This is a genomic window from Allotamlana fucoidanivorans (assembly GCF_006265225.1).
Lineage (GTDB): Bacteria > Bacteroidota > Bacteroidia > Flavobacteriales > Flavobacteriaceae > Allotamlana > Allotamlana fucoidanivorans.
In genome coordinates this window covers 185,116-211,072 of sequence record NZ_VDCS01000006.1, presented here as the reverse complement: position 1 = coordinate 211,072, position 25,957 = coordinate 185,116, and the positions used below count along the sequence as shown (strand labels likewise).

The 25,957-nt window shown below is 35.9% G+C and carries 12 protein-coding genes; 11 read left to right on the top strand and 1 reads right to left on the bottom strand.

What is annotated here, in order from left to right; translation table 11 throughout:
• The first annotated feature begins 37 nt into the window (after positions 1–37).
• Together FGF67_RS07545 and FGF67_RS07540 are read left to right on the top strand one after the other, a co-directional pair.
• Positions 38–1,972: a T9SS type A sorting domain-containing protein gene (locus tag FGF67_RS07545; RefSeq protein WP_233244033.1), complete on the top strand. Its 1,935-nt coding sequence runs from the start codon at positions 38–40 to the stop codon at positions 1,970–1,972.
• Positions 1,973–2,106: 134 nt separating this feature from the next.
• Positions 2,107–4,029 (top strand): hypothetical protein, encoded by a 1,923-nt coding sequence (locus FGF67_RS07540; protein ID WP_139696331.1) that lies wholly within the window; start codon positions 2,107–2,109, stop codon positions 4,027–4,029.
• Here the strand turns inward: FGF67_RS07540 and FGF67_RS07535 are convergent.
• On the bottom strand, positions 4,024–4,917 hold the full coding sequence (locus FGF67_RS07535) for an AraC family transcriptional regulator (protein WP_139696328.1): 894 nt from the start codon (positions 4,915–4,917) through the stop codon (positions 4,024–4,026). The two genes, FGF67_RS07540 and FGF67_RS07535, sit on opposite strands and share 6 nt — an antisense overlap.
• 162 nt (positions 4,918–5,079) lie before the next feature.
• On the opposite strand from FGF67_RS07535, the gene FGF67_RS07530 reads away from it, so the two are divergent.
• From FGF67_RS07530 to FGF67_RS07490, 9 genes are all read left to right on the top strand, one after another.
• Positions 5,080–8,370 (top strand): family 78 glycoside hydrolase catalytic domain, encoded by a 3,291-nt coding sequence (locus tag FGF67_RS07530; RefSeq protein ID WP_139696326.1) that lies wholly within the window; start codon positions 5,080–5,082, stop codon positions 8,368–8,370.
• The gene (locus FGF67_RS07525) at positions 8,351–11,608 is read left to right on the top strand and encodes a glycosyl hydrolase (protein ID WP_233244032.1); all 3,258 of its coding nucleotides are present in this window, start codon (positions 8,351–8,353) and stop codon (positions 11,606–11,608) included. Before FGF67_RS07530 ends, FGF67_RS07525 begins: the two co-directional genes overlap by 20 nt.
• Before the next feature lie 81 nt (positions 11,609–11,689).
• Positions 11,690–14,536: a glycosyl hydrolase gene (locus tag FGF67_RS07520; RefSeq protein ID WP_158293198.1), complete on the top strand. Its 2,847-nt coding sequence runs from the start codon at positions 11,690–11,692 to the stop codon at positions 14,534–14,536.
• Between the two features lie 45 nt (positions 14,537–14,581).
• Positions 14,582–15,808: a mandelate racemase/muconate lactonizing enzyme family protein gene (locus FGF67_RS07515; protein ID WP_139696323.1), complete on the top strand. Its 1,227-nt coding sequence runs from the start codon at positions 14,582–14,584 to the stop codon at positions 15,806–15,808.
• A 104-nt stretch (positions 15,809–15,912) separates the two neighbouring features.
• A complete protein-coding gene (locus FGF67_RS07510; protein WP_233244031.1) occupies positions 15,913–17,304 on the top strand; it encodes a sulfatase in 1,392 nt (463 codons plus the stop codon).
• A 109-nt stretch (positions 17,305–17,413) separates the two neighbouring features.
• Complete coding sequence (locus FGF67_RS07505) at positions 17,414–18,826, top strand: L-fucose/L-arabinose isomerase family protein (protein WP_139696321.1); 1,413 nt, start codon at positions 17,414–17,416, stop codon at positions 18,824–18,826.
• 292 nt (positions 18,827–19,118) lie between these two features.
• Positions 19,119–21,500 carry an alpha-L-rhamnosidase-related protein gene (locus tag FGF67_RS07500; protein ID WP_139696319.1) on the top strand — a complete coding sequence of 794 codons (2,382 nt, stop codon included), beginning with the start codon at positions 19,119–19,121 and terminating at the stop codon, positions 21,498–21,500.
• 41 nt (positions 21,501–21,541) lie between these two features.
• The gene (locus FGF67_RS07495; RefSeq protein ID WP_139696317.1) at positions 21,542–22,984 is read left to right on the top strand and encodes an arylsulfatase; all 1,443 of its coding nucleotides are present in this window, start codon (positions 21,542–21,544) and stop codon (positions 22,982–22,984) included.
• A gap of 34 nt (positions 22,985–23,018) precedes the next feature.
• Positions 23,019–25,892 carry a glycosyl hydrolase gene (locus FGF67_RS07490; RefSeq protein WP_139696316.1) on the top strand — a complete coding sequence of 958 codons (2,874 nt, stop codon included), beginning with the start codon at positions 23,019–23,021 and terminating at the stop codon, positions 25,890–25,892.
• Positions 25,893–25,957 lie beyond the last annotated feature (65 nt).

Below are 25,957 nucleotides of genomic sequence, written 5' to 3'. Positions count from 1 at the left end.
TAAATCCATCTTATTTTTCGTTTTAGCGTTATGCTCAATGAGTATAACAGCGCAAGGCGTACTCCCTTCTAGTGACATTTTCAGATTGAGAAATGTAGCAACAGGGCTATTTTTAACCGATGCAGGTGCGAGTGCACAAGCTGTTACCATGACAAATTTAGATGAAGACGATATAACTACCCATTGGACGTTTGTAGAAAGTGGGGCATTTTATAATATAGATAATAAAGATGACAATGCTGGGATATTGCGTGCACCAGGTGCTGGTGGTCCAGCAGGCCCTTTTGTAGTAGTTAGCACAAATACAGATCCGCCAGCAAGCGATACCGATAAAATTTGGACTGTACATCATAATGCAACGGATGACACTTATAGATTTCAATATAGTACTCTTAACAGATATATGTATCATGATGCCAATGGAACAGTAACCAATGTTCCGCTTGATGCAATGGACGATAGATTTAATTGGGAACTCGTTCCCTATGTACAAACTCCTGTAGTAGTGCCACCAGATGAAGATACAAGACCTATTGTTGTATGTACTCCGGAGGGGCAAGGCGGACAATTCGACGATATACCGGATCCTCAAAATGTTGGTAGCATCGATGACCGAAGTTGTTATGCAGATTACACAAAATTTGATCTTTATGGTAAAACTTGGGGCGTTTATAATATTACTGAGGGTTCAAATCCTTTGCCCGAGACTTTGCAACCTAGAATAGAACGTTTTTTGCCTAGATCACAGGAAACTGGTGTTGGGAGTTATGCAAGGTTTACGGGAACATTTAGGATATTAGAGGTAGGCGATGATGGTAATTTTAATGCAGATGGGACTTACATCGCACAAGCCAAAGGGAAACATACAGGGGGTGGAGGTTCTGCGGATCCAGCTATTTGTTTATATAGAGCACATCCTGTTTATGGCACAGGAATAAATGCAGGTAAGCAAGTGGCGTTTGATATTTATGCCGAACGTATCACAGAACGCGGTGGAGAAGGAGTAGGTACCGGTAGAGAAGTTGTATTTTTAAAGCAGGTAGATAAAGATGAAGTAGTTAGCTTTGAGCTTGAGGTAGGTTTTAGAGAAGATCCAAGCGATCCTACAAAAAAAATACATTATTGTGATGCAGTAATTGGAGGTGACCTTTTTGAATTTAATATTCCAGATCCAGAAAGAGGATTAGAATCTGGTATTAGATACGGCGCATATAGAGTTAGAGGTGGTAGAGCACAAATTAGATGGGCAGATACCACGTACGAGAAAGTGGAGGTTGTAGACTCAGGAGGTGCGCCAGAAGGTGTTTATAGGTTCAAAAATGTTGCTACTGGAGAATATTTAAAGGCTGTAGCTGGTGGTGGGGCAGCAGTTACAATGACTAGTTCTGGTGAAGCTCAAGACACGCATTGGACTTTTCTTAATAGTGGAGCTGCAGGATTTCATAACATAAATAATGGAACATACGGAATACTTCGTGCGCCAAATACACATCCTTTTGAGATATTATGTACAAGTAGCAGCACAGCCACTTCAAGTGGAGATAAAATATGGGCAATAGAATACAACGCATTGGAAGATACTTATAGATTTGAAAGAGGTACCAATGGGAGTTATTTGTATCAAGAAGTAGATGGAACCGTAATCCATATTTCAGCACCGGATACAGATGACAGAAGTAAATGGATTTTAGAATCTACTACTTTAAGTAGTTCTAATCCAGAATTAAAAACATCTTCAATAAAAGTATATCCAAATCCAGCGCAAGACAAATTTACTATAACATTTAACAATATTAATGGAGTTAAAGATGTCGAGATTTATAGTGTGCTTGGAAAACGGGTTTATAAAAACGCAACGAATAGTAGTAACATAACTATCACTAAAACCAATAATATGCCTTCAGGTATTTATTTGGTAAAAGCAAAGGCGGCAGATAACCGAATTTATCATTCTAAGTTGGTGGTAAAGTAAGGTTGTAAGAATTACACAAATGATTAAAAAGCCAGAAGATAATTTATCTTCTGGTTTTTTTTAGTAAACAGGACAAAACAGGATGGTTTACAAAGGGTATCTTTTTAAATTTAAAAAGCATAAAAATATACTAAATGAAACGACGAAACTTTATACAATTATCTACGCTTGCCGGTGTTGGTTTATCATTGCCAATAGCAGGATTGCTAAAGGCTTGTGAGAGTCACCCAGAGCACTCTTTAGAATTTAAAAACTTAATTGCAAGTTTGTTAAAAGATTGGAGTGATGGCATGTTAAAAGTGCAAATTAACAATCCGTCAAATATAGAGGAACATGGTGCTTTAGGTTGCCCTTCATGTTCACATATTCACGGGCGCTGTATGGATGCCGTGTATCCATTTTTGTATATGGCCGATAAAACTGGCGATGGAAAATATATAGAAGGTGCAAAATTGGTAATGATTTGGGCAGAAAATAATGTCTCACAAGAAGATGGTTCATGGACGGTTATCAAAAACCCAAAATCATGGAAAGGCATTACCGTGTTTGGAGCCATCGCTTTAGCAGAAGCACTGCACTATCATGGTCATGTTTTGGATGATGAAACTCGAGAGGCCTGGACAAAACGTCTTGAAAGAGCAGGACAGTATATTCATGACACATTTACTATCGATTTTACAAATATCAATTACCCTGGAACCGCGGTATATGGATTAAATTTAATTGGAAACGTTCTAAAAAGGGAGGATTTTAAAGCAAAAAGTAAAACATTAGCTTCAGAGGTAAAAGCCTATTTTACACCAAACGAAGGCTTGTTATTTGGAGAGTGCAAAAAAAGTTCCAGTAAATTAAGTGAAAAAGGGTTGCACGGCGTAGATTTAGGATATAATGTAGAGGAAACCTTAAATAGCTTGGTAATGTATGCCCTTAAGGAAAAAGATGAAGAGCTCTTGCAGATCTTAACAAAATCCCTAAATAGCCATTTAGAGTTTATGTTGCCAGATGGGGGTTGGGATAATAGTTGGGGTAACCGCATGTACAAATGGACGTATTGGGGAAGCAGAACCTGTGATGGCAGTCAACCAGCATTTGGAATGATGGCACATATCAACCCTGCCTTTGGAACAGCTGCGATAAAAAACACCGAATTGTTGAAATCATGTACGGCCAACGGATTAATTCATGGAGGTCCTCATTTTATATCGGCAGGAATACCACCTTGCGTGCATCATACCTTTACACATGCTAAACCATTAGCGGCATTATTAGATCATTGGGAGCACCTGCCTGAAATTAATGCCAAAACCGAATTGCCAAGGGTTACTGCAGATGGCGTTAAACATTTTAGGGATTTAGATGTATATCTTTTTGCCAGAGGCGATTGGCGAGGAACGGTAAGTGCTTACGATGCAGAGTACCATTATAAAGAAGATTTTCGTCAGGCTTCAGGGGGTGCTTTAGGGGTCTTGTATCATAATAAAGTAGGGTTATTATGTGCCGCAAGTATGGCAAAATATGAAATGGTTGAGAAGAATAACCAACAAGAACAACCGGGAAAAGATATTTGCTTAACCCCTCGAATTGAAGTCTTTAAAGACGATGTTTGGTACACTAATTTATACGATTTACCTGCCACAGTTACTTCAAAAGATGAAAACGGGACTATTGAGTTATTAGCAGATGTAAGACTAAAAAATGTAGATAGAGAAGAGGTTACAGAAACTGCCTCTGCATTTAATATTGCTTATAATTGTACAGTTGATAAAACAGAAATTAATGTAAGTTCAAAACAAGATATTATAGAGCAAACGGCTTTTGTGTTGCCAATTGTTTCGCCATCTAGTGAAGTTGTTGCAGTGGTTAGTGAAAAGAAAATCACGATTCAAAAACCTGAAGGGCTTGTAACTATTGAGGCTAATACCCCAATAAAGACCAAGACAATAGAAGGTGAGAGAACCTTTAATATGGTTCCTGGAGTTGAAGCTTTTCCTGTTGAGGTGTTTTTTGAAGAAGGTCATAATGAACTTATAGTTTCCCTAACTGTAAGTTCATTATGAAGAACTTAAATTATTAACACCAATGTTTCTAAATTTACCTGGAGACATCCCTGTTTTTCGTTTGAAAAGTCTATTAAAATACACATCAGAATCAAAACCCAGTTGAAAAGCAATTTCTTTCTGAGTTTTATGGGTATTTAATAAAAGCTCTTTTGATTTTTCAATTTTCAATAATAGGTAATATTGTAAAGGAGAAATACCTGTTTGCTTTTTAAAATCTAATCTAAATTTAGAATAACCAACGCCTAAATCGTAAGCCATGTGTTTCAAATTTATGGCGTTATCAATTTGTGCGTACATCATACCTTTGGCTTTTGAAACCATAGAATTAAGATGTTCAATATTATTACCACCCGTTTTAATATTATGAATATCGGCCATTAGTTGAAGACACACACCAGATGCTAGCTTTTGAAAACCGAAAGATTCTTTATCAAATAATTCAAAAAGCGTATTGAAATGATTGACTATTGAAGTTTGATTGCATTTAGGAATAATTGGGTGTTTCTCGTTGAAAAATCCGTTGGATAAAAACTGATGTGCAATTTTGCCAGAAAAGCCTACCCATCGTTCGGTCCAGCCTGTTTTTTGTAAAGGTTTATAACGGTGCCACATACCAGGGAAAAGTAAAAATATGTCGCCATCTGAAACTTTTATTTTCCCCGTAGTTTTACTTTCAAAAACACCTTCACCTTTGGTAATAAGTACCACATGAAATTCATTTAAAACACGTCCTTTTTCCCAAGTGAAAACATATTGGTCGGGGTGGTCTTTAGACGGGTATTCCGTATATTTTTCAATAACATTTCGTCCTAAATTATTTATATAAAATCCCCATGATTTATCTTTATTACTAATTATTAGGTATTTTCTATAAGAGTTTTTCATATCATATTGTGCAACTAATATATCAATTTGTCAATTGAAAATACAATATTTTATATGGAATTTTACAACATATTGTCATTGCATATGAGCTTAAAATAGACCATGATAATACAGGATGGCAATACAGATGTTAAAAAATATATTTATAGTTAAATCATCAACATGAGAACGCAATTAAGTATCACATTTTCAAGAAAGTTATTTTTTTCAATTCAACTCCTAGCTGTGTTAGTTTTATTTGCCAGCTGTAGCGATTTTTCAGAAGTATTTGTTTCAGAATTAAAATGTGAATATCGTACGAATCCTTTAGGTATTGATAATACGGCTCCAAGATTAAGTTGGAAGCTAGTTGAGGTTAATTCAACAAGAGGTCAGAAACAAACAGCTTATCAAATATTAGTTGCCAGTAGTTTGAATGTTTTGAACAAAAATATTGGAGATGTTTGGGATTCGGGAAAAGTAAACTCCAATCAATCCGTTAATAATACCTACCAAGGTCAAACACTAGAATCTACTAAACAATACTTCTGGAAGGTCAAAGTTTGGGATGTTTCAGGCGGTGAATCTAACTGGAGTGAGTATGGGAAATTCTCTACGGGACTATTGGGTAATGCCGATTGGAAAGGCGAATGGATTCATAAAATTGATCAGAAGAAAACCGACCATAATTGGTATAGAAAAACCTTTAGTTTAACAGAAGAAGTATCGTCGGCCTTTGTTTATGTAGGATCCTTTGGGTATCATGAATTGTATGTGAACGGAAAAAAAGTAACTGATAATGTGATGAATCCGGTATCATCTTATATGAAAAAAAGGATTCCCTATTTGACCTATGATATCACTGATTTTCTTAAAATTGGGAACAATGTGATAGCCATTTGGCATGCTGCTGGCTGGGCTCGGTGGGACCGCATTACAGAATATCGAAATCCGCCCTTTGTGTTTAAGGCACAGGCTGAAATTCAAACCCATTCAAATCGTATGTCTTTTGGTACGGACGAAACTTGGAAATGCAAAAAAAGCCACAGTTCTTATTATGGTGATTGGGATATTCTTGATTTTGGAGGTGAAACCATTGATGATAGAAGGCAGGAAAATGACTGGAATACGGCAGACTATGATGATAGCCTTTGGATGAATGCTAGTGTTTATAATCCACAAGAACTTAATGCTCAACTGGATAGAATCAATGAAAACGTTGAAGTAAAAGAAGATGAGTTAATTGGAAAAAATAAATTTAAAAACAGAAAATATAGTAGAATTACAGCACAGTTAAGTGCGCAAAGGGTTGAGCCACAAGTTAAATATAAGGAAGTAACCCCTATTGGAATTAAGGATAATCAAGATGGTACTTACCGCATTGATATGGGCGAGAACTACACTGGTTTTTTTGAAATGAATTTATATAGAGGTGTTGAAGGCGATTCTATTCTGTTTGAAATTAGTGATCAAACAGAAAAAATAATGAATTGGAATCAGAAGAGTAAATACATTTATGGTAAATCTGGTAAAGGCAAATTTACTAACAGGTTTAATGTTTCAGGAGGAAGATGGGTTACCGTTTATGGGTTAAATTATAAGCCAAAACTTGAAGATATAAAAGGCTATGTAGTTACTAATGACCGAAAAATTATTAGCAAGTTTGATTCGTCAAGTGAGCAATTAAACAAAATTTATCAAATCAACTTAGACACGTACATTGCCAATACTATGGATGGTATTCTAGTAGATTGTCCCCATAGGGAGCGTCGTGGTTGGGGAGAAGTGACGGTTGCAGCTATGTATGGCGATGCGCTTCCAAATTTTGAGAGTGGGGCTTATATGGATCAATATCTTCAATATACTCGTGATGCCCAATTGCCTGATGGTCAAATTCGTGGTATCGTTAATGAAAATGACCGACCATTTTTAATGTGGAAGGCAAATAATCCTTTAACGGTTTGGGAAACCTATAATATGTTAGGCGACAAAAAAGTGCTTCAAGATAATTATACGTCTATGCAAAAATGGATGGCATGGATGTATGAACATTCAAATTATGAAACAGGTGGAGCACTTAAAACTGGCGAGCGCGGGGCAAGAGAATTCCCTGGTTTAGGTGATTGGTGTACGCCTCGAGGTAATTTTTGGACAAGTAGTAATTCACCTGAAGCCATTCATTTCAATAATTGTATATATGCTTATATGTTAGATAATGCAGTTAAGATGGCTTCAGCTCTCGGAAAAACCGACGATGTGAAATTATATTCCGATAGGTTAAACATTCAACGAAAAGCAACACATAAATTATCCTATAATAAAGAAACTGGAAAATATGTGAACGGACAACAAGTAGACCAAGCCTTTGCGCTGTTAACGGGTGTAACACCCGAATCTGAACGCCAAAAAGTGTATGATAATTTGGTAGATAATGTTTTGTATAAATTTCCGTATTATGATACAGGAAGTTCTGGGCAAGCCCTTTATACGCGTTATTTTACGGATTCAGGGGAGCGTATGGATTTAATTTATGAATTACTGCAAGACAAGCATCATCCCAGTTATGGCTATTTTATTGAACAGGGTAAAACCGTATGGCCAGAGCGTTGGTCGGCAGTTGGGGTTAGTCAGATCCATACTTGTTATACAGGTATAGGTGGTTATTTTATTAAAGGTTTTGGGGGTATTCGTCCCGACCCTGAAAGTCCTGGAATGCAATACATGTTGATTAAACCTGCTGTTGTTGGTGACTTGACTTTTGCTAATACAACCTACAAATCCATGTATGGTAATGTGGTTGTGAATTGGGCAAAAAAAGACAATAACAGTGCAACCTTTCATATTCAAATCCCAGCCAATACAACAGCTAAAGTATATCTGCCAGCTATGAGTAAAGAAGTAGTAAAAGAAGGCAGTGATCTAGCGGATAGCTCAGAAGGAATAACCTATATAGGAACTGAAAAAAACGATGCGGTAGGGAATTATGTCATTTATAATGTCATGTCGGGTGTTTATGATTTCCATGTGGAAGCCTTACCAAAAGTATCCTTTCCCAATCCGATAAAGGAATCTCAGAATCTAGCCACTTTGGGCCGAATGAATGCCTCTTCAATGTTTATAGAAACTGAAAAGCTGCCAGGCTTTGAAGCTTTTAAAGCCAATGATGAAAATAATGAAACACGTTGGTTGGCTGGAGAATTTAAAAATCAATATTTAGAAGTAGAGTGGGTAAAACCACAAATATTCAATCAAATTATTATTGATGAATTTGAGAACAATATAACTTCTTACAAATTGCAGTATTGGGATAATGGCCGATGGAAGGATCTTGTAAATGGAACCTATTGTGGTGTAAATAAAACACATCAATTTGATGTGGTACAATCTACAAAATGCAGATTATTTATAGTGGATGCCAAACAAGCGCCATCAATAAAAGAATTAAAAATTTTTAATGATGAAAATCAGAAATAGCAAGAATAGTCTAAGACTAATTTTAGTGTGTATTACATATCTTCTTATTGGGTGCAATGATTCTCAAAACTATGAACGCGTTCAATCTGATTTTATAAATCTTAAAGAGGAAAATAATCTATGGTGCTATTGGTATTGGATTAATGATGATATCTCGAAAGATGGTATTACCAAAGATTTATTGGCCATGAAAAAAGCAGGTATTGGTGGTGCGCTCATTGGCAATATAAACCCGGCTCATAAAGATGGAAAAGTACCCATGTTGAGTGAAGATTGGTGGAGTCATATGGTGCATGCAGTAGAAGAAGGCAAACGTATTGGTGTAGATATTGGTATTTTCAATTGTCCTGGTTGGAGTCAAAGTGGTGGTCCTTGGGTAGATTATACCAAGGCTATGCGTTATTTGACTTACGGTGAAACCAAGGTTTCAGGTGGTAAAACATTGACGTTACGATTAGAAAAACCAAAAGAAAGGTTTCAAGACACACATACCTTTGCGTTCAAATCTTCAGATTTTGAAAAACGAAGTACACAACTTATTCCCACAAAAATCACTTCCAATTTGAACGATGTTGATGTAAGCGTTTTGTCTGATGGCATTAAGGAAGCAGATACCAGCTTTGAACCAAAAAAAGGAGAAACTTTAGAAATTAGTTTTGATCTTGCTGAACCTATTACAGCACGTTCTATAACTATTATTCCAAGTAGAGCGTTCAAATGTAATATGAGTTTATTTGCAGTTGTAAATGGTAAAGAAGAACTTGTAAAAGAGTTTCAGTTCGACCGTTTTCGAATTACGCCAAATGTGGCATCTATTGAAACAGGTGATTTCGCTACTGTTTTGCCAGAAACTAAAGCCAGTAAATTTATACTTAAATGCACCAGTTTTAGAACCAAAGGTAAGGGTTATGGATTTGCAGAAATAAACATTTCGGAAGCTCCTGTATTGGATAAATACATTGAAAAGCAATTGGGTAAAATGCATTCTACACCAAAGCCTGATTGGGATACCTACATTTTTGGAAGACAAGAAGGATTGAAAAACAAGAGTTTTACCGTTAACCCAGATGAGGTTATAGATTTGAGTGATAAATTAGATGAAGCTGGTGTTCTCAATTGGGATGCACCTGAGGGGAATTGGACAATTATGCGCATGGGAATGACACCAACAGGTACAAAAAATGCGCCAGCTGCACCGCAGGGTGTAGGTTATGAAATCGATAAAATGAATAGTGGTTTGGCACAATATCATTTTGATAATTTTGTAGGTGAATTTTTAAAACGTATTCCCGAAGAAAGCAAATCTGCTTTTAAATATGTTGTGGCAGATAGCTACGAACAAGGCTCTCAAAACTGGACAGATGGTTATGAAGTGAAGTTCAAAGAAAAATACGGATACGACCCTATGCCATTTTTACCGGTGCTGTCTGGTAGAATTGTTGGAAGCGTGGAATTATCCGAACGTTTTCTGTGGGATTTACGTCGTTCTATTGCAGATGATGTGGCGTACCAATATGTAGGAGGCCTTAAAGAAGCAAGTAATAAGCATAATTTAAAAACCTGGTTAGAGAATTATGGTCATTGGGGTTTTACTAGTGAATTTATGATGTATGGTGGCCAATCGGATTTGATCTCTGGTGAGTTTTGGAACGAAGGAACGTTAGGTAATATAGAATGTAAAGCCTCTTCATCAACATCTCACACCTACGGAAAACCGATAACTTCTGCAGAAGCATTTACAGCTTCTCGAAAAACATATCTTAGGCATCCAGCCCTATTAAAAAAACGAGGCGATTGGGCTTTAACAGAAGGCATCAATCATTTTGTATTGCATCTTTACATTCAACAGCCAGACGATAATCGTAAACCAGGAATGAATGCTTGGTTTGGTACAGAATTTAACCGTCACAACACTTGGTTTAGTCAAGCAGACACTTATTTTGATTATTTACGTCGTTGTCAACATTTATTACAACAAGGTAAATATGTAGCAGATGTGTGTTATTTTATTGGAGAAGATGCACCAATAATGACGGGTGGGCGTGTTCCTGAAATTCCAAAAGGATATTCGTATGATTATATCAATGCCGAAGTAATTCTAAACAGATTGTCTGTAAAAGATGGACGCTTTGTGTTGCCAGATGGTATGTCTTATAACGTAATGGTTTTACCACCATTCATAACAATGCGTCCAGAGTTGCTAAAAAAGATAGAAGAGTTGGTCCAGCAGGGTGGCGTAATTTTAGGACCAAAACCAGAGAAATCGCCAAGTTTACAAAATTATCCAGAAAGTGACAAAATCGTTAAAACCATTGCCAGTAAGATGTGGAATGGAAATTACAAAAATCAAAAAATGTTCAAACCCTATGGGCAGGGTAAAGTGTTTGATGGTTACGAATTATCAGAAGTGTTTGCAGATTTAAATTTGGCGAAAGACGTTGAAGTTCCTGAGGATGCACCTGTATTATGGACACACAGAGCTACGCCAGAAATGGATATTTATTTTATCACAAACCAAAGTGATGTAGCAATAGAATTGTCTCCAGTTTTTAGAGTAAATAAAGATTTGAAACCACAACTTTGGGATGCAGTTTCTGGTAAAATTAGAAGATTACCTGATTTTGAAATGATGAAAACGGGACTAAAATTACCTTTAAAATTAGAAGCTTCTCAAAGCTGGTTTATTGTGTTTGCTAAAGACAATAAGTTGTTGGCCGAACCCGCTCATACTGAAAATTTTCCTGCATTTGAAAAATTATGTAATTTAAAAAATCCTTTTAAAGTGGATTTCTCAAATAAAGAAATCGGTCCTAAAGAACCTGTTGTTTTTAGTACTCTTGAAGATTGGGCTAAATCAGAAAACGAGCAAATTAAATACTATTCAGGTACAGCGACCTATACGACTAGTTTCAGTGTGGGTAAACTTCCTAAAAATCAGGAGGTATTTATCAATTTAGGAAAGCTTTCTGTAATGGCTAAGGTAAAATTAAATGGAAAAGACCTTGGAGGTCTTTGGGTAGCTCCTTATCGTTTAAATATATCAGAAACACTAAAAAACGGCGAAAATCAATTGGAGATAGAAGTTGTTAATTTATGGCGAAACCAATTGATAAAAGACAAACAACGACCAGAAAATGAAAAATATACTTGGTTAGTTACTGATGATATTAAACCAAAATCAAAATTACAGTCTTCAGGCTTATTGGGGCCAGTAAGTATCGAGTTTGTAGCGTATTGATTTTAGTTTTCAAAACGTAAAACCAGTATGTGAATAATAAAATACTTTAATTAGGTAAAAATGGGGTATAAAAAGATTTTAGTGAAAAAAGAAAACACAAGAAATTTAATATATCTATTATTCTTTTTGTTGATTTTAAGTTCTTGTAGGGCTCAAAATGATGGAAAGTTTATCCAGGATCTATACAGTGGTTTTCAAAATCCACCTGCAGAAGCACGTCCTTTTGTGCGTTGGTGGTGGAACGGAAATAAAGTTAAGGCAAGTGAACTAGATAGAGAATTAAAGTCTTTGCATAGTGTTGGTTTTGGTGGTGTAGAAATTAATCCTATAGCAATGCCTGTAGGTCCTGATAACGGTGATGAATCCTTAGTTTGGATGAGTGATGAATGGATTGATATGGTAGTTCATGCTTGTAAAAAAACCAAAGATTTAGGAATGATCGTCGACATCATTGCTGGAACAGGTTGGCCTTTTGGAGGTGAATTTCTGAAAGATGATGAAACGTCTCAACGTATGGTTTCAGATTATATCTCATATAAATATGGAGAAACTATAGATGTTGATGAAGCTGGGTTGATACAATTATATAAAGAAAAGTATAAAAATACGAGAGCTCAAAAGCACATTAGTAAAAGAACAACATACAGATTGTCTTATATAAAATTAGTGCCTGAAAATTGTAAAGATATAAATCAAATAATCGATTTAAAAAACCACATAGATGCCAACGGAAAAATCTTTTATGAGATAAAACAAAAAGGTAATTATGTTTTGTCTTATGGTTTAATTCAGCAAAACTTTCGAGATGTTACTTTGGGTGCTCTGGGTGGAGCTGGTCCTGTAATGGACCATTATAAAAAGGAAATGACCTTGGCGTATTTAAATCGCATGAAGAAAATATCTGAACGTTCAGGTATTCCGCTTAGTGGTTTAATTCGAGCCATACTTTGTGATAGTATTGAAGTATCTGGAGCAAACTGGACCAATGGTTTTGAACATCTGTTTTTTGAGGCCTATGGCTATAAATTAGATAATTGGTTGCCCTTTGTTTTTTATCAGGCTAATGGCAACTACGCACAAGGGACGTATTCTAAAAATTTCACTCCTGAGTTTAAAGATAAGTTAAAGCGCGTGCGCCATGATTATAATAAATTATTGGTTGAAGTATTCTTAAAAAATTTCACCCAAACCTATAAAGATTTTTGTAAAGAAAATAACATTCTATGCCGCTATCAGGCTTATGGTACGCCTTTTTTAATGGGCATGTTAGATGGTTACATGATACCAGATATACCCGAGAGCAACAATTGGATATATACTGTTGAGATGAAAGATTCTATTTGGGATTGGAAACAATCACACGGCTATATGATTTGGAATATGTATGCTTCAGCGGGAGCGCATCTAACAGATAAAAAGATTACAAGTTGTGAAACCATGACCAATCTGGGAGGTGTATTTAAAGCGACACTTGAAGAAATAAAGCAGCATGATGATATGAATTTCATAACCGGAATTAACCATTCCGTATTACATGGTTATAATTATTCACCGCCAGAAGTGCCTTTTCCTGGTTGGATACGTTATGGTACTTATTTTAGTGAGCAAAACACTTGGTGGAAACACTTGCCTAATTGGATAGATTATAATTCCAGATTATCCTACATATTTCAAAATTCTCAAGCTGATAAATCTATTGCTATTTTAGGGCCAACTGCAGATCTTTGGGGAGATAAAGGTTTAGCAAGAATGCCTTTCCATATGGAACCTGAGTACTTGTATAGATTATGGCAACCCATAAGTCAATTAGGATATTCTGCTGAATATATAAATCAAGGTGTTCTTGAAAGGGCTACTATAAATGAAAAGGGAATTACCTATGGTAGTATGATTTACAAATTATTAGTGCTTGCTAGTTTAAAATCATTAAGTCCGAAGGCAGCAGAGAATATCAAGCTATTTGTAGAATTCGGTGGTAAAATTATTGTCATAGATCAATTGCCATTGAAGTCTTTACATTTTTCAGAATATGAAAAGAATGACAATTTAGTTAATAATACCATGACAGGTTTATTGAGAAATTATCCTGAATCACTCATCCAGGTGAAACAACCGGACTCTATTGAAGTATTATTTAACTGGACGAAAGCTATTCTGAAAACAACTCAATTAGCAGCTGATGTGGAAATAAGTCACCCTTCTGAAAATGTGTATCAAATACATCAATATACCAATGATAAAGATATTTATTTCTTTACCAATGTACACCGTTATAGTACAACATCATTTGACGCTAAATTTCCTGTAAATGGCAAATATCCATATGTTTGGAATCCTGAAACAGGAGAGAAAACACCCTATTATTTTGTGTCAAATTCAAATGAGTTAGGTGTCATTTTGAATCCTTTGGAATCTCTTCTGTTGGTTTTTGAAGATAAAAGGCCTTTAGAAAAAGCCATTGAAGTTGTGACTAAAATAAAAGAATCAAAAGTACTTGATGTTCATTGGAAAGTCATTGGTAAACGAAAAGATGAGAAAGTATTTATTTGGGATATGCCCACGCTTACTGATTTTAGTAAATCAACAGATAGTACTCAAAATACGTTTGGAGGTGAGATTGTTTACAAAACAACTATTAATAACGCAGAAGGTTTTACGCATTTAGATTTAGGAAATGTAAACGAAGGTGTAACTGAATTATATATAAATGGGGAAAACATTGGAAAGCGCTGGTACGGAAAAGCAGTCTATTCAATTTCAGATTACCTCAAGAAGGGAGAGAATGAGATTGAAATTCATTATACAACTGTTTTAGCAAATTATGCCAAATCACTTAAAAATAATGAAATGGCAAAAACTTGGACAAGGCGCTATAAAGATTTAGTGCCAACAGGTATTGAAGGCCCAATTACATTAGTTAAGAAATAGGGCATTATTAACGGCCATGAACGTTGCTTGATAAAAACAAAAGTTATGAAAACAAATAGACGCAAGTTTATAAAAAGTATATCGGCTCTAGGTATCGCAGGAGCTACATATCCATGGTTGTCATCTTATGTAGGGAAAACTAGAAATGAGTATTTAAATGAAAAAATAACAAAAATCGAAATCTTTCGATACGATATCAATATACCTCGGTATTTTTCATGGGGCACATGGCATAACCGTCAGCATTTCTTTATCAAGATTTCTTCAGGAGATTTTTATGGTTGGACAGAAACTCCAGCTTCAAAAAACAACCCTGATTTTACACCAACGGATTGGGTTAAATATTTAAAACAATTTAAAGGATTAACGCTAAGAGAAGCCCAAAAATTATTAGCATCAGAGCAAGTATTGGGTTCAAAACGATCTTTAAAAATGTTAGAGTCTTTAGATATGGGGCTTTTAGATCTATCAGGAAGACTTCAAAATAAATCTGCTACAGAATTATTAGGCTTATCAGGACGAAGTCCTGTTCCAGGTCTGTATTGTATACTAGATAAAGACGAAAAAAAAGTTAGAGAAGAAGCAGAAAAAAGTATCGAACAACACCTAGGGCATCACATGAAATTTAAAATGTATGGCAATCAAGAGGTCGATTTAAAATTACTAAATAGTGTTAGAGATGTTTTAGGTGAAGAAGCTACTGTGATTTCGGATGTTAATAAAGGTTACAAAAATAAAACCTTAAAGCAACTTGGAGCTATTTTAAATACCTTTAGAAATAATGGGTTAAATGCTATTGAAGACCCTGCACATTTAAATGTTAATCAATGGATAGAATTACAAAAACTATCTGGAAACTTAGATTTAATTCCTGATGCACCATTACGTCCAGCTTGGAAAGGCCTACAAGTAATTAAATCAGGCATGGGAAGAATTTACAATTTGCATCCTTCTACCATGGGAAGCTTTAAACACACGGTTCAATTGGTTCATAAAGTACAAGAAATGAATGCAAAAGTTATGATAGGCGATGATAGTTTGGTAGGACCAGCTTGTTCAGCATGGCAACAAATAGCTGTTGGTGCTGGAGCTACTTGGGTAGAAGCCATTGAGAAAAAGGAAGACTCAAAAAAGTATTTAGATTGTTTGATACATAAACCCACTAAAAAAGAATCGCATGGTTATTATTCATTTAAGCCAAAGGCAGGTTTTGGCGTAGAATTAGATACGGATCGTTTAAAAAAAGTAAGTGAATTATATGTTGAAGTTTAGTGTAAATATAAATTTTTAGTAGACTGTTTAAAATGATAAAAAATAGAATAGTGATAGAAAAAAAAATAGCACCTATTTTTTTTGTAATGTTATTTTTTTTCTTCTTGACGAATTGTCAACAAGAAAAAATTGATCAAAAACCTAATATACTACTCATTTGTGTAGATGACCTTCGCCCAGAGTTAAAGAGTTTTGGAGCAAAGTATATTAGTTCTCCTAATATCGATGCTTTAGCGGAAAAAGGCATTAGATTCCAAAAGCATTTCGTGAACTCTCCAAGTTGTGGACCATCTAGATACACTTTGTTAACAGGACAATATGGGCCAGCAGGAAATAATGCACTTTTTCAAAGAGCAAAAAAAATAAACGAAGGTATACAGGAATTAGATAGAAGTATGCCAGAGTGGTTCAAATCGCATGGCTATACAACTGTTTCTGTAGGGAAAGTATCTCATCATCCAGGAGGAAGAGGTGGTAAGAATTGGAATGATAGCACTAAAATTGAAATGCCCAATGCCTGGGATAAACATTTGATACCAGTTGCAGAATGGAAACATCCACGTGGTATGATGCATGGCTTGGCTAATGGACAAATTAGAGTGAAATCGGGAGATATGGATGTGTTTGAGACCATAGAAGGAGATGATAATATTTATCCAGACGGAGCCATTACAGATGAAACTATCCATCAATTAAAAACACTTGCCAATAGTAGGAAGGGGCCATTTTTTCTAGCTGTTGGAATTATAAAACCACACTTGCCTTTTGGTGCACCAAAAAAGTACTATGATCAATATGATGGCGTGGATTTTCCAGATATAAAGCATCCTCAAAAACCAAAAGGAAAAACCACCTGGCATGGTTCGGGTGAATTTATGAAGTACAATAGTTGGGGAAAAAATCCAAACAGAGATGCCAATTTTGCCAATGAAGTACGTCGTCATTATGCTGCATGTGTAAGTTATGCAGATGCTCAAGTAGGAAAAATTCTTGCAGAATTGAAAAGAACGGGAGCTGATAAAAACACTATAGTTGTCCTTTGGGGAGATCATGGCTGGCACTTAGGCGAACATGCCATTTGGGGAAAACACAGTTTGTTTGAGGAATCGTTACATGCTCCTTTAGTAATTCATTATCCAACAATGATAAATAAAGGTGCAAATACAAATGCTATTGTGGAAACAGTAGACATCTTCCCAACTTTATGTGATCTAGCTGGAATTGAAATTCCGGGGTATTGTCACGGTGTGTCGCTAAAAAATATATTAGAATCACCGAATACTCTTGGGCACGACGTTATAGCTTACAATAATAATGCTTCAACGATTAGAACATTAACGCATAGAATGACGCTCCATAAAGATGGATTTGTAGAGTTATATGATCATACAACAGCAGAAAAAGAAACCAAAAATGTAGCTGAGGAACATATAGAGTTAGTCAATGAGTTAAAGAATGAGTTACATTCTAAGTTAGACGCATCTAATAAAAAATAGATTATTCTATTAGCTGTATTATTAGTATATAATACTGATATAACACTTAGGAGTAGGTTAATTACATTTAGATAAAAAAAATGTAGATAAAGTTTTAAATAATAAATAAATGATAAAAGTAGGATTATTTGGTATTGGTTTAGACACCTATTGGCCACAGTTTGAAGGTTTATTAGAACGATTGGAGGGCTATCAGCAACAAATAGCAGATAAGATGGAAGGTTTTGGTGCCGAAGTAATTAATGTAGGTTTGGTAGATGCACCTCAAGTAGCAAGGGATAAAGCGGAAATTCTAAAAAAAGAAGATATCGACATATTGTTTTTGTATGTGTCTACCTATGCCTTATCATCAACGGTGTTACCTGTAGTTCAAAAATTAAAATGTCCGACCATTATTTTAAATATTCAGCCGGTTGCCGCTATTGACTACGAGAGTTTCAACAAACTGGGAGATAGAGGAGTGATGACCGGAGAATGGCTAGCCCATTGTCAAGCCTGTTCAGTGCCAGAGTTGGCCAACGTGTTCAACCGTTCAGGAATAGATTATGAATTTGTTACTGGGTATTTAGATGAATCAGCTGTTTGGGATGATATTCAAGATTGGATTGATGCAGCAAATGTTGCTAAGGTAATGGCAAATAATAGGCTAGGGGTTTTAGGACATTATTACTGTGGTATGTTAGATGTATATTCAGATTTAACAAAGCAATCAGCTGCTTTTGGCACACATATCGAAATTTTAGAAATGTGTGAGGTAAAGAAATATCGTGATGCTGTGACCGATGCTGACGTGGAAGAGAAAATAAAGGAATTCCAAAGCACCTTCCAGGTTATAGATGCTTGTGAACAATCCGAATTAGTTCGAGCAGCAAAAACATCAATAGCTCTAGACAAATTGGTTGAAAACCATAATTTGGGCTCTATGGCTTATTATTATGAAGGCGAAACGGCTAACGAATATGAAAATATAGTAACATCTGTCATCGCAGGAAATACGTTGCTTACCGGAAAAAATGTGCCTGTTGCTGGTGAGTATGAAGTAAAAAATGCCCAAGCCATGAAAATCATGGATGCTTTTGGTGTTGGTGGTTCGTTCTCTGAATTTTATGCCATGGATTTTAATGATGATATTGTTATGCTTGGTCATGATGGCCCTGCACATTTTGCTATTGCCGAAGGCAATGTACAGTTAGTACCATTACCGGTGTATCACGGTAAACCCGGAAAAGGCTTATCCATTCAAATGACTGTGAAGCATGGCCCTGTAACCTTATTATCAGTTGTAGAAGGAAAAGACGATGTGTTCTTACTAGTAGCTGAAGGCGAATCTGTTGAAGGGCCTGTTCTACATATTGGAAATACTAATAGTCGTTACCGCTTTTCAATTGGGGCTAGAGCTTTTATGAACGAATGGTCCAAACAAGGACCATCCCATCATTGTGCTATCGGTGTGGGGCATATTGCTAATAAAATTGAGAAATTGGGGAGTTTACTTAACTTAAGAGTAGTTAGGATTTGCTAGGGTTAATAAACAGTCTCAGTTTTAGGTTGAATAATTACCTGTTTTAACTAAAACTGAGAAGCTTTGGTATAGTTTTATATCAGTCTTAAGTTTAGATTTATGTGCAGTTTAAAGTAGGATTATTGTGGCATTACATCTAAAAAGAACAGAGCTATTGGAAGGCTAAATTCCTATAATAAATAGTAAATTTTTACACTATTCCATGACAACACAGGATAAGTATCATGGAAGGGATACGTATTTTTCCGTTTCCTTTAAAAACATAAATTAATTAACAACAAACCTCTAAATAATGTCGATTAAACTTCAACAAAATCAATGGTTATCAAACATTTTTAAACTCCTTATTTTAATCATCAGTACAACAACTTTTGCTACGAATCCTAACTGGGATAATGCCCAATGGATTTGGCAACAAGAAGATAGTCCTTCAAATACTTGGATGAGTTTTAGAAAGACTATTTCTATCGATGAAATTCCAGAAAAAGTTGAAGCTCATATTTCTGTAGATAGCAAATTTTGGCTTTGGGTAAATGGAGAAATGGTAATTTTTGAGGGCGGATTATCAAGAGGACCAAGTCAAGCTGGCGAATGGAACCGAAAAGAAAAAATAACGCCAGCAAATTCATGGTACGAAACCGTAAATATTCAACCGTATTTAAAAAAAGGAAAAAATACCATTGCTGTTTTAGTATGGTTTTGGGGAAGAGAAACGCACAAAGGTACCCACATTGATAGTGGAAAAGGTGGTTTATTATTTTCTTCAGAAATAGGGAATCAGCATTTAGTTTCAGACGCTAGTTGGAAAGTTTTACAACATCCAGGCTATGATAATACTATAGAACCAGCTAGTAAATCTTTAGTGCAATACGCCGTAAAGTTTAATGCTTCTATAGCTTTAAACGATTGGTCAGATAAAGCTTGGTATACACCAAGTTTTAATGATACTGATTGGACGACTGCTTCAGAAAAGGGAAAAGTAGGTGTTGCACCTTGGTATAACATAGAAAAAAATATTGTACCGCATTTGGTGAATCATGGTTTAGTAAATTATGCAAATCATGCTGAGCTAAAGTTGCCATTCACAAGTGAAGGACAAACCATAAAATGTAAGTTGCCTTTTAATAAACAGGTAACGGCTTTTTTGGAAATTGAAGCCAAAGCTGGAGATACTATTTTTATTACTACAGATAATAGACTTAATAAAATACATGCCACTTATATAACTAAAGGAGGTACTCAAGCTTTTGAGAGTTTTTCTTGGTTTAATGGGCATGAAGTGCAATATACAATTCCTGCAGGTGTAAAAGTAAAAGCTTTGAAATACCGCTGGATGAGCGTAGGTGAAATGGCAGGTAGTTTTAAAGTAGACGATCCTTTTTACAACCGTTTGTGGGATATGGGGAACAATACACTTTTTGTTTGTGCTCGTGATAATTTTATGGATTGCCCAGACCGTGAGCGTGCGTTGTGGATTGGCGATGTGGCAGACCAAACAGGATATTTGTTTTACGCTATGGACAATGCCGGTCGTCAACTCTTAAAAAAAGCTATTTTACAAACGGTTTACTTTAATGAGAATGATGTAATTGGTGCTTTAGGGCCATTACGTGTGCGTGAGTTGGTATGTCAAAGTTTACAGTTTATTGCTCAAGTGGTTTGGCCATATTACTTGAATACAGGTGATAAAGAAACCCTTGAGATTGTATATCCTTATTTATTCAGGTATTTAGATTTATTTCCTATGAAGGAAAACGGACTTCCAGAATATAGAAAAAGTAAAAGTCCAGATTCTTGGAATTGGCTGGATTGGGGCGTAAAAGGTACTATTGATGAGCAACCTATTCAAATGGCATTCTATTATTTAGCTTTAAGAGAAGCCAAAAAAATGGCAGAAGTTTTAGGAGAAGATGCACATGTAAAATGGTATAAAAAACGCATGATTTCCATGAAAGGCGCTTACGAAAAAAAGTTTTGGAAAAATGGTTTCTATAGTAGCAATCCAGAAAAATTTAAGGATGATAGGGCGAATGCTATTGCCATTATCTCGGGAATTTCAAACCCAGAATATTACAATCAAATTGTAGATAATGTGTTAATTCCGAACCGTTTTTCTAGTCCGCATTTTGAATGGATGGCTGAAGAGGCCATGTTTATTGCAGGACGCCCAAAAGCTTCCTTACAACGCATGAAAGAGATGTATCAAAGTCAGGTAGACCAAGAAGGTATGACCACACTTTACGAAAAATTTGGAAACAAAGGAAGTTATAACCACGCCTGGAATGGGTCTAATACCATATTGTCAAAATATGTAGCCGGTGTTGAGACAACTAAGGAGGCTTGGAGCGAATTTCAAATTTTGCCAACATTAGTACATTTTAAATCAATAGAAAAAACAATTCCAACAGTAAAAGGAGATATTGTTATTCAAATGCATAAAACAAATCATTCCTATCAATTAGATTTAGAATCTCCGGAACAAACTTCGGCTATTATTGGCATTCCAAAAGCTGAAAAACAAATAAGTACTGTTGAAATAAATGGTAAAATTGTTTGGAAAAATGGAACATCAAAAAAGAAATTTTCAGGATTAGAATTTATTGATAATGATGCGCAATTTCTGAAATTTAAGGTGTCATCAGGTGCTTGGAATTTGAAAGCTGAGTACCAATAAATCTTTTTGTTTTAATTCTGAAGTAGGAAAAATAACTCACAATGAAACCACTAAAAATAACTTGTAAAATCCTTTTTGTGGCACTTGCCATAAGCATATTGGGTTGCAAGACTAAGCAAGTGAAAAATCAAACAGCGTTTGTTGAAAATCAAAATGTAGCTCAAAAACCAAACATTATTTTTATCCTAGCAGATGATTTGGGTTATGGAGATTTAGGTTTTAACGGTCAAGACAAAATTAAAACCCCAAACATTGATAAACTAGCCGAAAATGGCATGGTATTTACCAATCATTATACCGGGTCTTCCGTGTGCGGGCCGTCTCGTGCGGTATTGATGACAGGTAAACATACTGGGCACGCCACAGTGAGAGGAAACCCAAGATGGACAGCAAGTGGCAAACCTGTTGACATAAATAACGAAGATGTAACGGTGGCCGAAGAACTGAAGCGGGCAGGTTATACCACAGGAATTATTGGAAAATGGGGTTTGGCTGAAAATTTAGATAAAGGCCTACCAAATAAACAAGGGTTTGATTATTTCTATGGATTCAATCAACATTCTCCGGCGCATCATTATTATCCGGAATATATTTATGAAAATGATAAAAAATTAACCTTAGAGGGTAATAATCATCAAACCAAAGAAGGGCAACATATTCAGTATTTGTTCACAGAAAAGGCTACCGAATTCATAAATAAGAATCATCAAAACCCTTTCTTTTTGTATTTGGCTTATACTATTCCGCATTTTGAATTAACCATTCCTGAAGAGGAAAAGGAACAATACAAAAACTTAGGTTGGCCAAAACGACAAATGAATCCAGGTCATTACCGTCATGATGAGGATGGGCACGTTACCTATGCTGCTATGGTATCAACTTTAGATAGACATATTGGCGATTTAGTGCAACAATTAAAAGATCTTGGTATTGCTAAGAATACCCTAATTGTGTTTACCAGTGATAACGGCCATGAATACGATAATGTAAAAGACGAATTTTTTAATAGCAATGGCGATTTTCAAGGACGTAAGCGCGATCTATACGAAGGCGGCATTCATACCCCATTTGTTGCGTATTGGCCAAATACCATTAAAGCGGGCAGCACAAGCAATCACATTTCTGCCTTTTGGGATTTTTTACCCACAGCCTGCGAATTGGTTGGATTAGAACCTTCAGATGATCAAATAGATGGCGTTTCCTATGCGCCTACCTTATTGGGAGATGTTGAAAATCAAACACAACATCATTACCTGTATTGGGAATTTAATGAAAGCAAAGGGCCTATTCAAGCCGTAAGACAAAATCATTGGAAAGCGGTAAAATATCATGATAAGCCCATTGAACTCTATAATTTAAATGAAGATGTAAGTGAGATGAATAACATTGCTGAACAGCATCCTAAAAAAGCCGAAGTCTTACTAAAACTGATGAATACTTCGCGAACTGAACATGCGGAATTTCCATTGGTAAAAAGACACTAAAAAAAATAATTATTTACTTAATTTTTGAGTTTTCATGAAAAATAAATCTTTTATTTTTTTTGTAATAAGTATTGGTTTAATACAATGCCTGTTTCCATGCCAAACAGTATTGAAGTTCAGTGGTTCAGAAAATCAAGCTCTTGAAGAAAACTTCAAAAACCCACCGCACGAAGTACGACCTCAAGCTTGGTGGTGGTGGTTGCAAACACCCACCAACAAAGAAGCTATTACGCGTGATTTGGAAGAAATGAAAGCCAAAGGCTTATCCGGATGTATGGTGTTAGACGGTGGTGTAGGTCCTTTTGGCCCCCACAAATGGAAAAAGAAAACCATCATTGACACTACGAAAATCAGATACGAAGTTACAGATGAATACAAAGGCGGAAGTCTGAGTCAGCCTAATGAAAAACTAGAAACCTGGTCGAAGCCATGGCGGGATATGGTACGTTTTGCCTCGCTTGAAGCTGGAAGACTAGGGCTAGACTTTGGTGTGTTTATTGGTCCAGCAGGATGTGCTGCGCCATGGGTAACTCCCAATTATGGGCAACAAGAGTTAGTTTGGAGTGAACTATCGGTTGAAGGAGGAAATAGAATCAACCAAAAATTTCCAAAACCTAAACTTCCTGTTCAAACAAAAAGACAACGAGAAAATCAAACCGTAAAAGACGCACAAAATGCCTTCTACAATGACATTGCTATTTTGGCTTTTCTTGAGGAGAAAACACCTTCGATAAACGACATAATAAATATAACCGACAAGCTTGATGAAAACGGCCATTTAAACTGGAATGCTCCTAAAGGAAATTGGCGTATTATTCGTTTTGGTTACCGTCCAACCGGACGTAATTTAGGTGGTGTTTTTTACATCGACCATTTAAGTAAAGAAGCTTTCGATTTGCATTGGCAAAAAACCGTGGGAACCTTACTAGAGGAGATGAGTCCTGAGGAAAGACAAGCTTTTAAATACGTAGAATGTGATAGCTGGGAAGCTGGCGACCCAAACTGGACAAAACATTTCCCAGAAGAATTTGAAACTCGTCGAGGTTATGATATTGTGAAATACATGCCTGCATTAATCGGAGTAAATATTGAATCTGATAAAACAACTGAACATTTTTTAAACGATTTTCGATTGACGATTAGTGATTTAATTTCAGAAAATCATTATGGAAGACAACAAGAAGTTGCACACGAACACAAACTAGAATCTTATGCCGAAGCCGCAGGACCGCACCAATACCAAGCCGATTTAAAAAAATGTGTGAGCAAGTGTGATGTAGCTATGGGAGAATTTTGGATGCCATCGCCGCACAGAGAAAAACCAAGTGGGCGTTTCTTGGTGCGTGAAGCGGCAACAGCAGCACATACCTATGGTATTAAAAAAGTATTTGCTGAATCGTTTACTTCCGTTGGGCCGAATTGGGAAGTCTCTCCTTTTCAAATGAAAGCAGCTGCAGATCAGGCGTTTTGTGATGGTCTCAATTGGATTTGCTTTCACACGTTTTCGCATCGTCCTTCGGTTACTGATGTACCTGGTTTGACACACAGTGCAGGTACTCATTTTGATAGAACCAACACGTGGTGGAACCAGTCAAGACCCTTTGTTGATTATCTTTCACGTTGCTCTTATATGCTACAACAAGGTTTGTTTGTTGCTGATGTACTGTTTTATAACGGGCACGGTTTACGCTCAGGAGCTGATGCATTTGAATGGGAGGACGGTATGAAAAATCCACCCGAAAGTTTAGGTAAAGGTTACGATTATGATAAGTGTAACGAAGAGGTTTTGTTAAGCAGACTAGAATTCAAAAATAACGAATTGGTATTGTCAGATGGTATGAGTTATAAGGTTTTGGTTATTGACGAAAAAACGCCTGTATCACTAAAAGCACTAAAAAAAATAGTAAAACTTGCAGAACAAGGCGCAACAGTTGTGGGTAAAATAGAAACCTCGATGTTGAGTAATGTAGATAATGTTACCGAGTATCAAAATTTGACCAAACGTATTTGGGGTAATCTCGAAAAAGGTGAACATAAAATGGGCAAAGGAACCTTTGTTTGGAATAAATCCATCCGAGATGTCTTACTCAATAAAAACATCCTTCAAGATTTTGAATGTACAGGTTTAAGTGATGTAGGGGTTATCGATTATATCCACCGAAAAACTGAAGATGCAGATATCTATTACGTTGCCAGTAAATGGCAACCTATTGAAAAAGTAGCATGTACTTTTAGAGTGGTTAACAAACAACCCGAATTATGGAATCCTGTTACTGGCGAAACGCGTCTATTAACCAATTTTAAAGTTGAAAATGGCAAAACCATTATTCCTATGGAGTTTGGCCCTTGTAGTTCTTATTTTGTGGTTTTTAAGGAACCAATATCAATACAAAATTCAGTTTCAAACTGGCCTCAACTTAAAACAGTTCAAAACATTGAAGGGTCGTGGAATGTGAGTTTTGATAAAAATTGGGGAGGACCAGAATCTATCATTTTTCCAAATTTATTAGATTGGTCGAAACACGAAAACTCAGGTGTTAAATATTACTCGGGGACTGCTACATATCGAAAAACTTTTGATGTTAAAATTTTAAATACAAATCAAGAGCTTTACCTAGATTTAGGACAAATACATGAATTGGCTCGTGTTACATTGAATGGTGTTGATTTAGGCATTACTTGGTCAAAACCATACCGCGTAAACATAACATCACATGTAAAGGCAAAAGGCAACACTTTAGAAATAGACGTTGTAAACCTTTGGCCAAATCGATTGATTGGTGATGCCTTTTTGCAGGAAGAAGAACAATTTACTAAAACCAATATCAGAAAGTTTACTAAAGATACAGAGCTGTTGCCTTCTGGATTAATTGGACCTGTACAAATTTTAACAACAAAAACTGATTGAATTTTGTTAATTATGAAAAGTTTTGTTCTCAACAAAAACTAATAAATAATTACACAATATGATTA

Coding starts and splice junctions, on each gene's coding strand:
- FGF67_RS07545 (WP_233244033.1), top strand. CDS start 38: ATGAGTATAACAGCGCAAGGCGTACTCCCTTCTAGTGACATTTTCAGA.
- FGF67_RS07540 (WP_139696331.1), top strand. CDS start 2,107: ATGAAACGACGAAACTTTATACAATTATCTACGCTTGCCGGTGTTGGT.
- FGF67_RS07535 (WP_139696328.1), bottom strand. CDS start 4,917: ATGAAAAACTCTTATAGAAAATACCTAATAATTAGTAATAAAGATAAA.
- FGF67_RS07530 (WP_139696326.1), top strand. CDS start 5,080: ATGAGAACGCAATTAAGTATCACATTTTCAAGAAAGTTATTTTTTTCA.
- FGF67_RS07525 (WP_233244032.1), top strand. CDS start 8,351: ATGATGAAAATCAGAAATAGCAAGAATAGTCTAAGACTAATTTTAGTG.
- FGF67_RS07515 (WP_139696323.1), top strand. CDS start 14,582: ATGAAAACAAATAGACGCAAGTTTATAAAAAGTATATCGGCTCTAGGT.
- FGF67_RS07505 (WP_139696321.1), top strand. CDS start 17,414: ATGATAAAAGTAGGATTATTTGGTATTGGTTTAGACACCTATTGGCCA.
- FGF67_RS07500 (WP_139696319.1), top strand. CDS start 19,119: ATGTCGATTAAACTTCAACAAAATCAATGGTTATCAAACATTTTTAAA.
- FGF67_RS07495 (WP_139696317.1), top strand. CDS start 21,542: ATGAAACCACTAAAAATAACTTGTAAAATCCTTTTTGTGGCACTTGCC.
- FGF67_RS07490 (WP_139696316.1), top strand. CDS start 23,019: ATGAAAAATAAATCTTTTATTTTTTTTGTAATAAGTATTGGTTTAATA.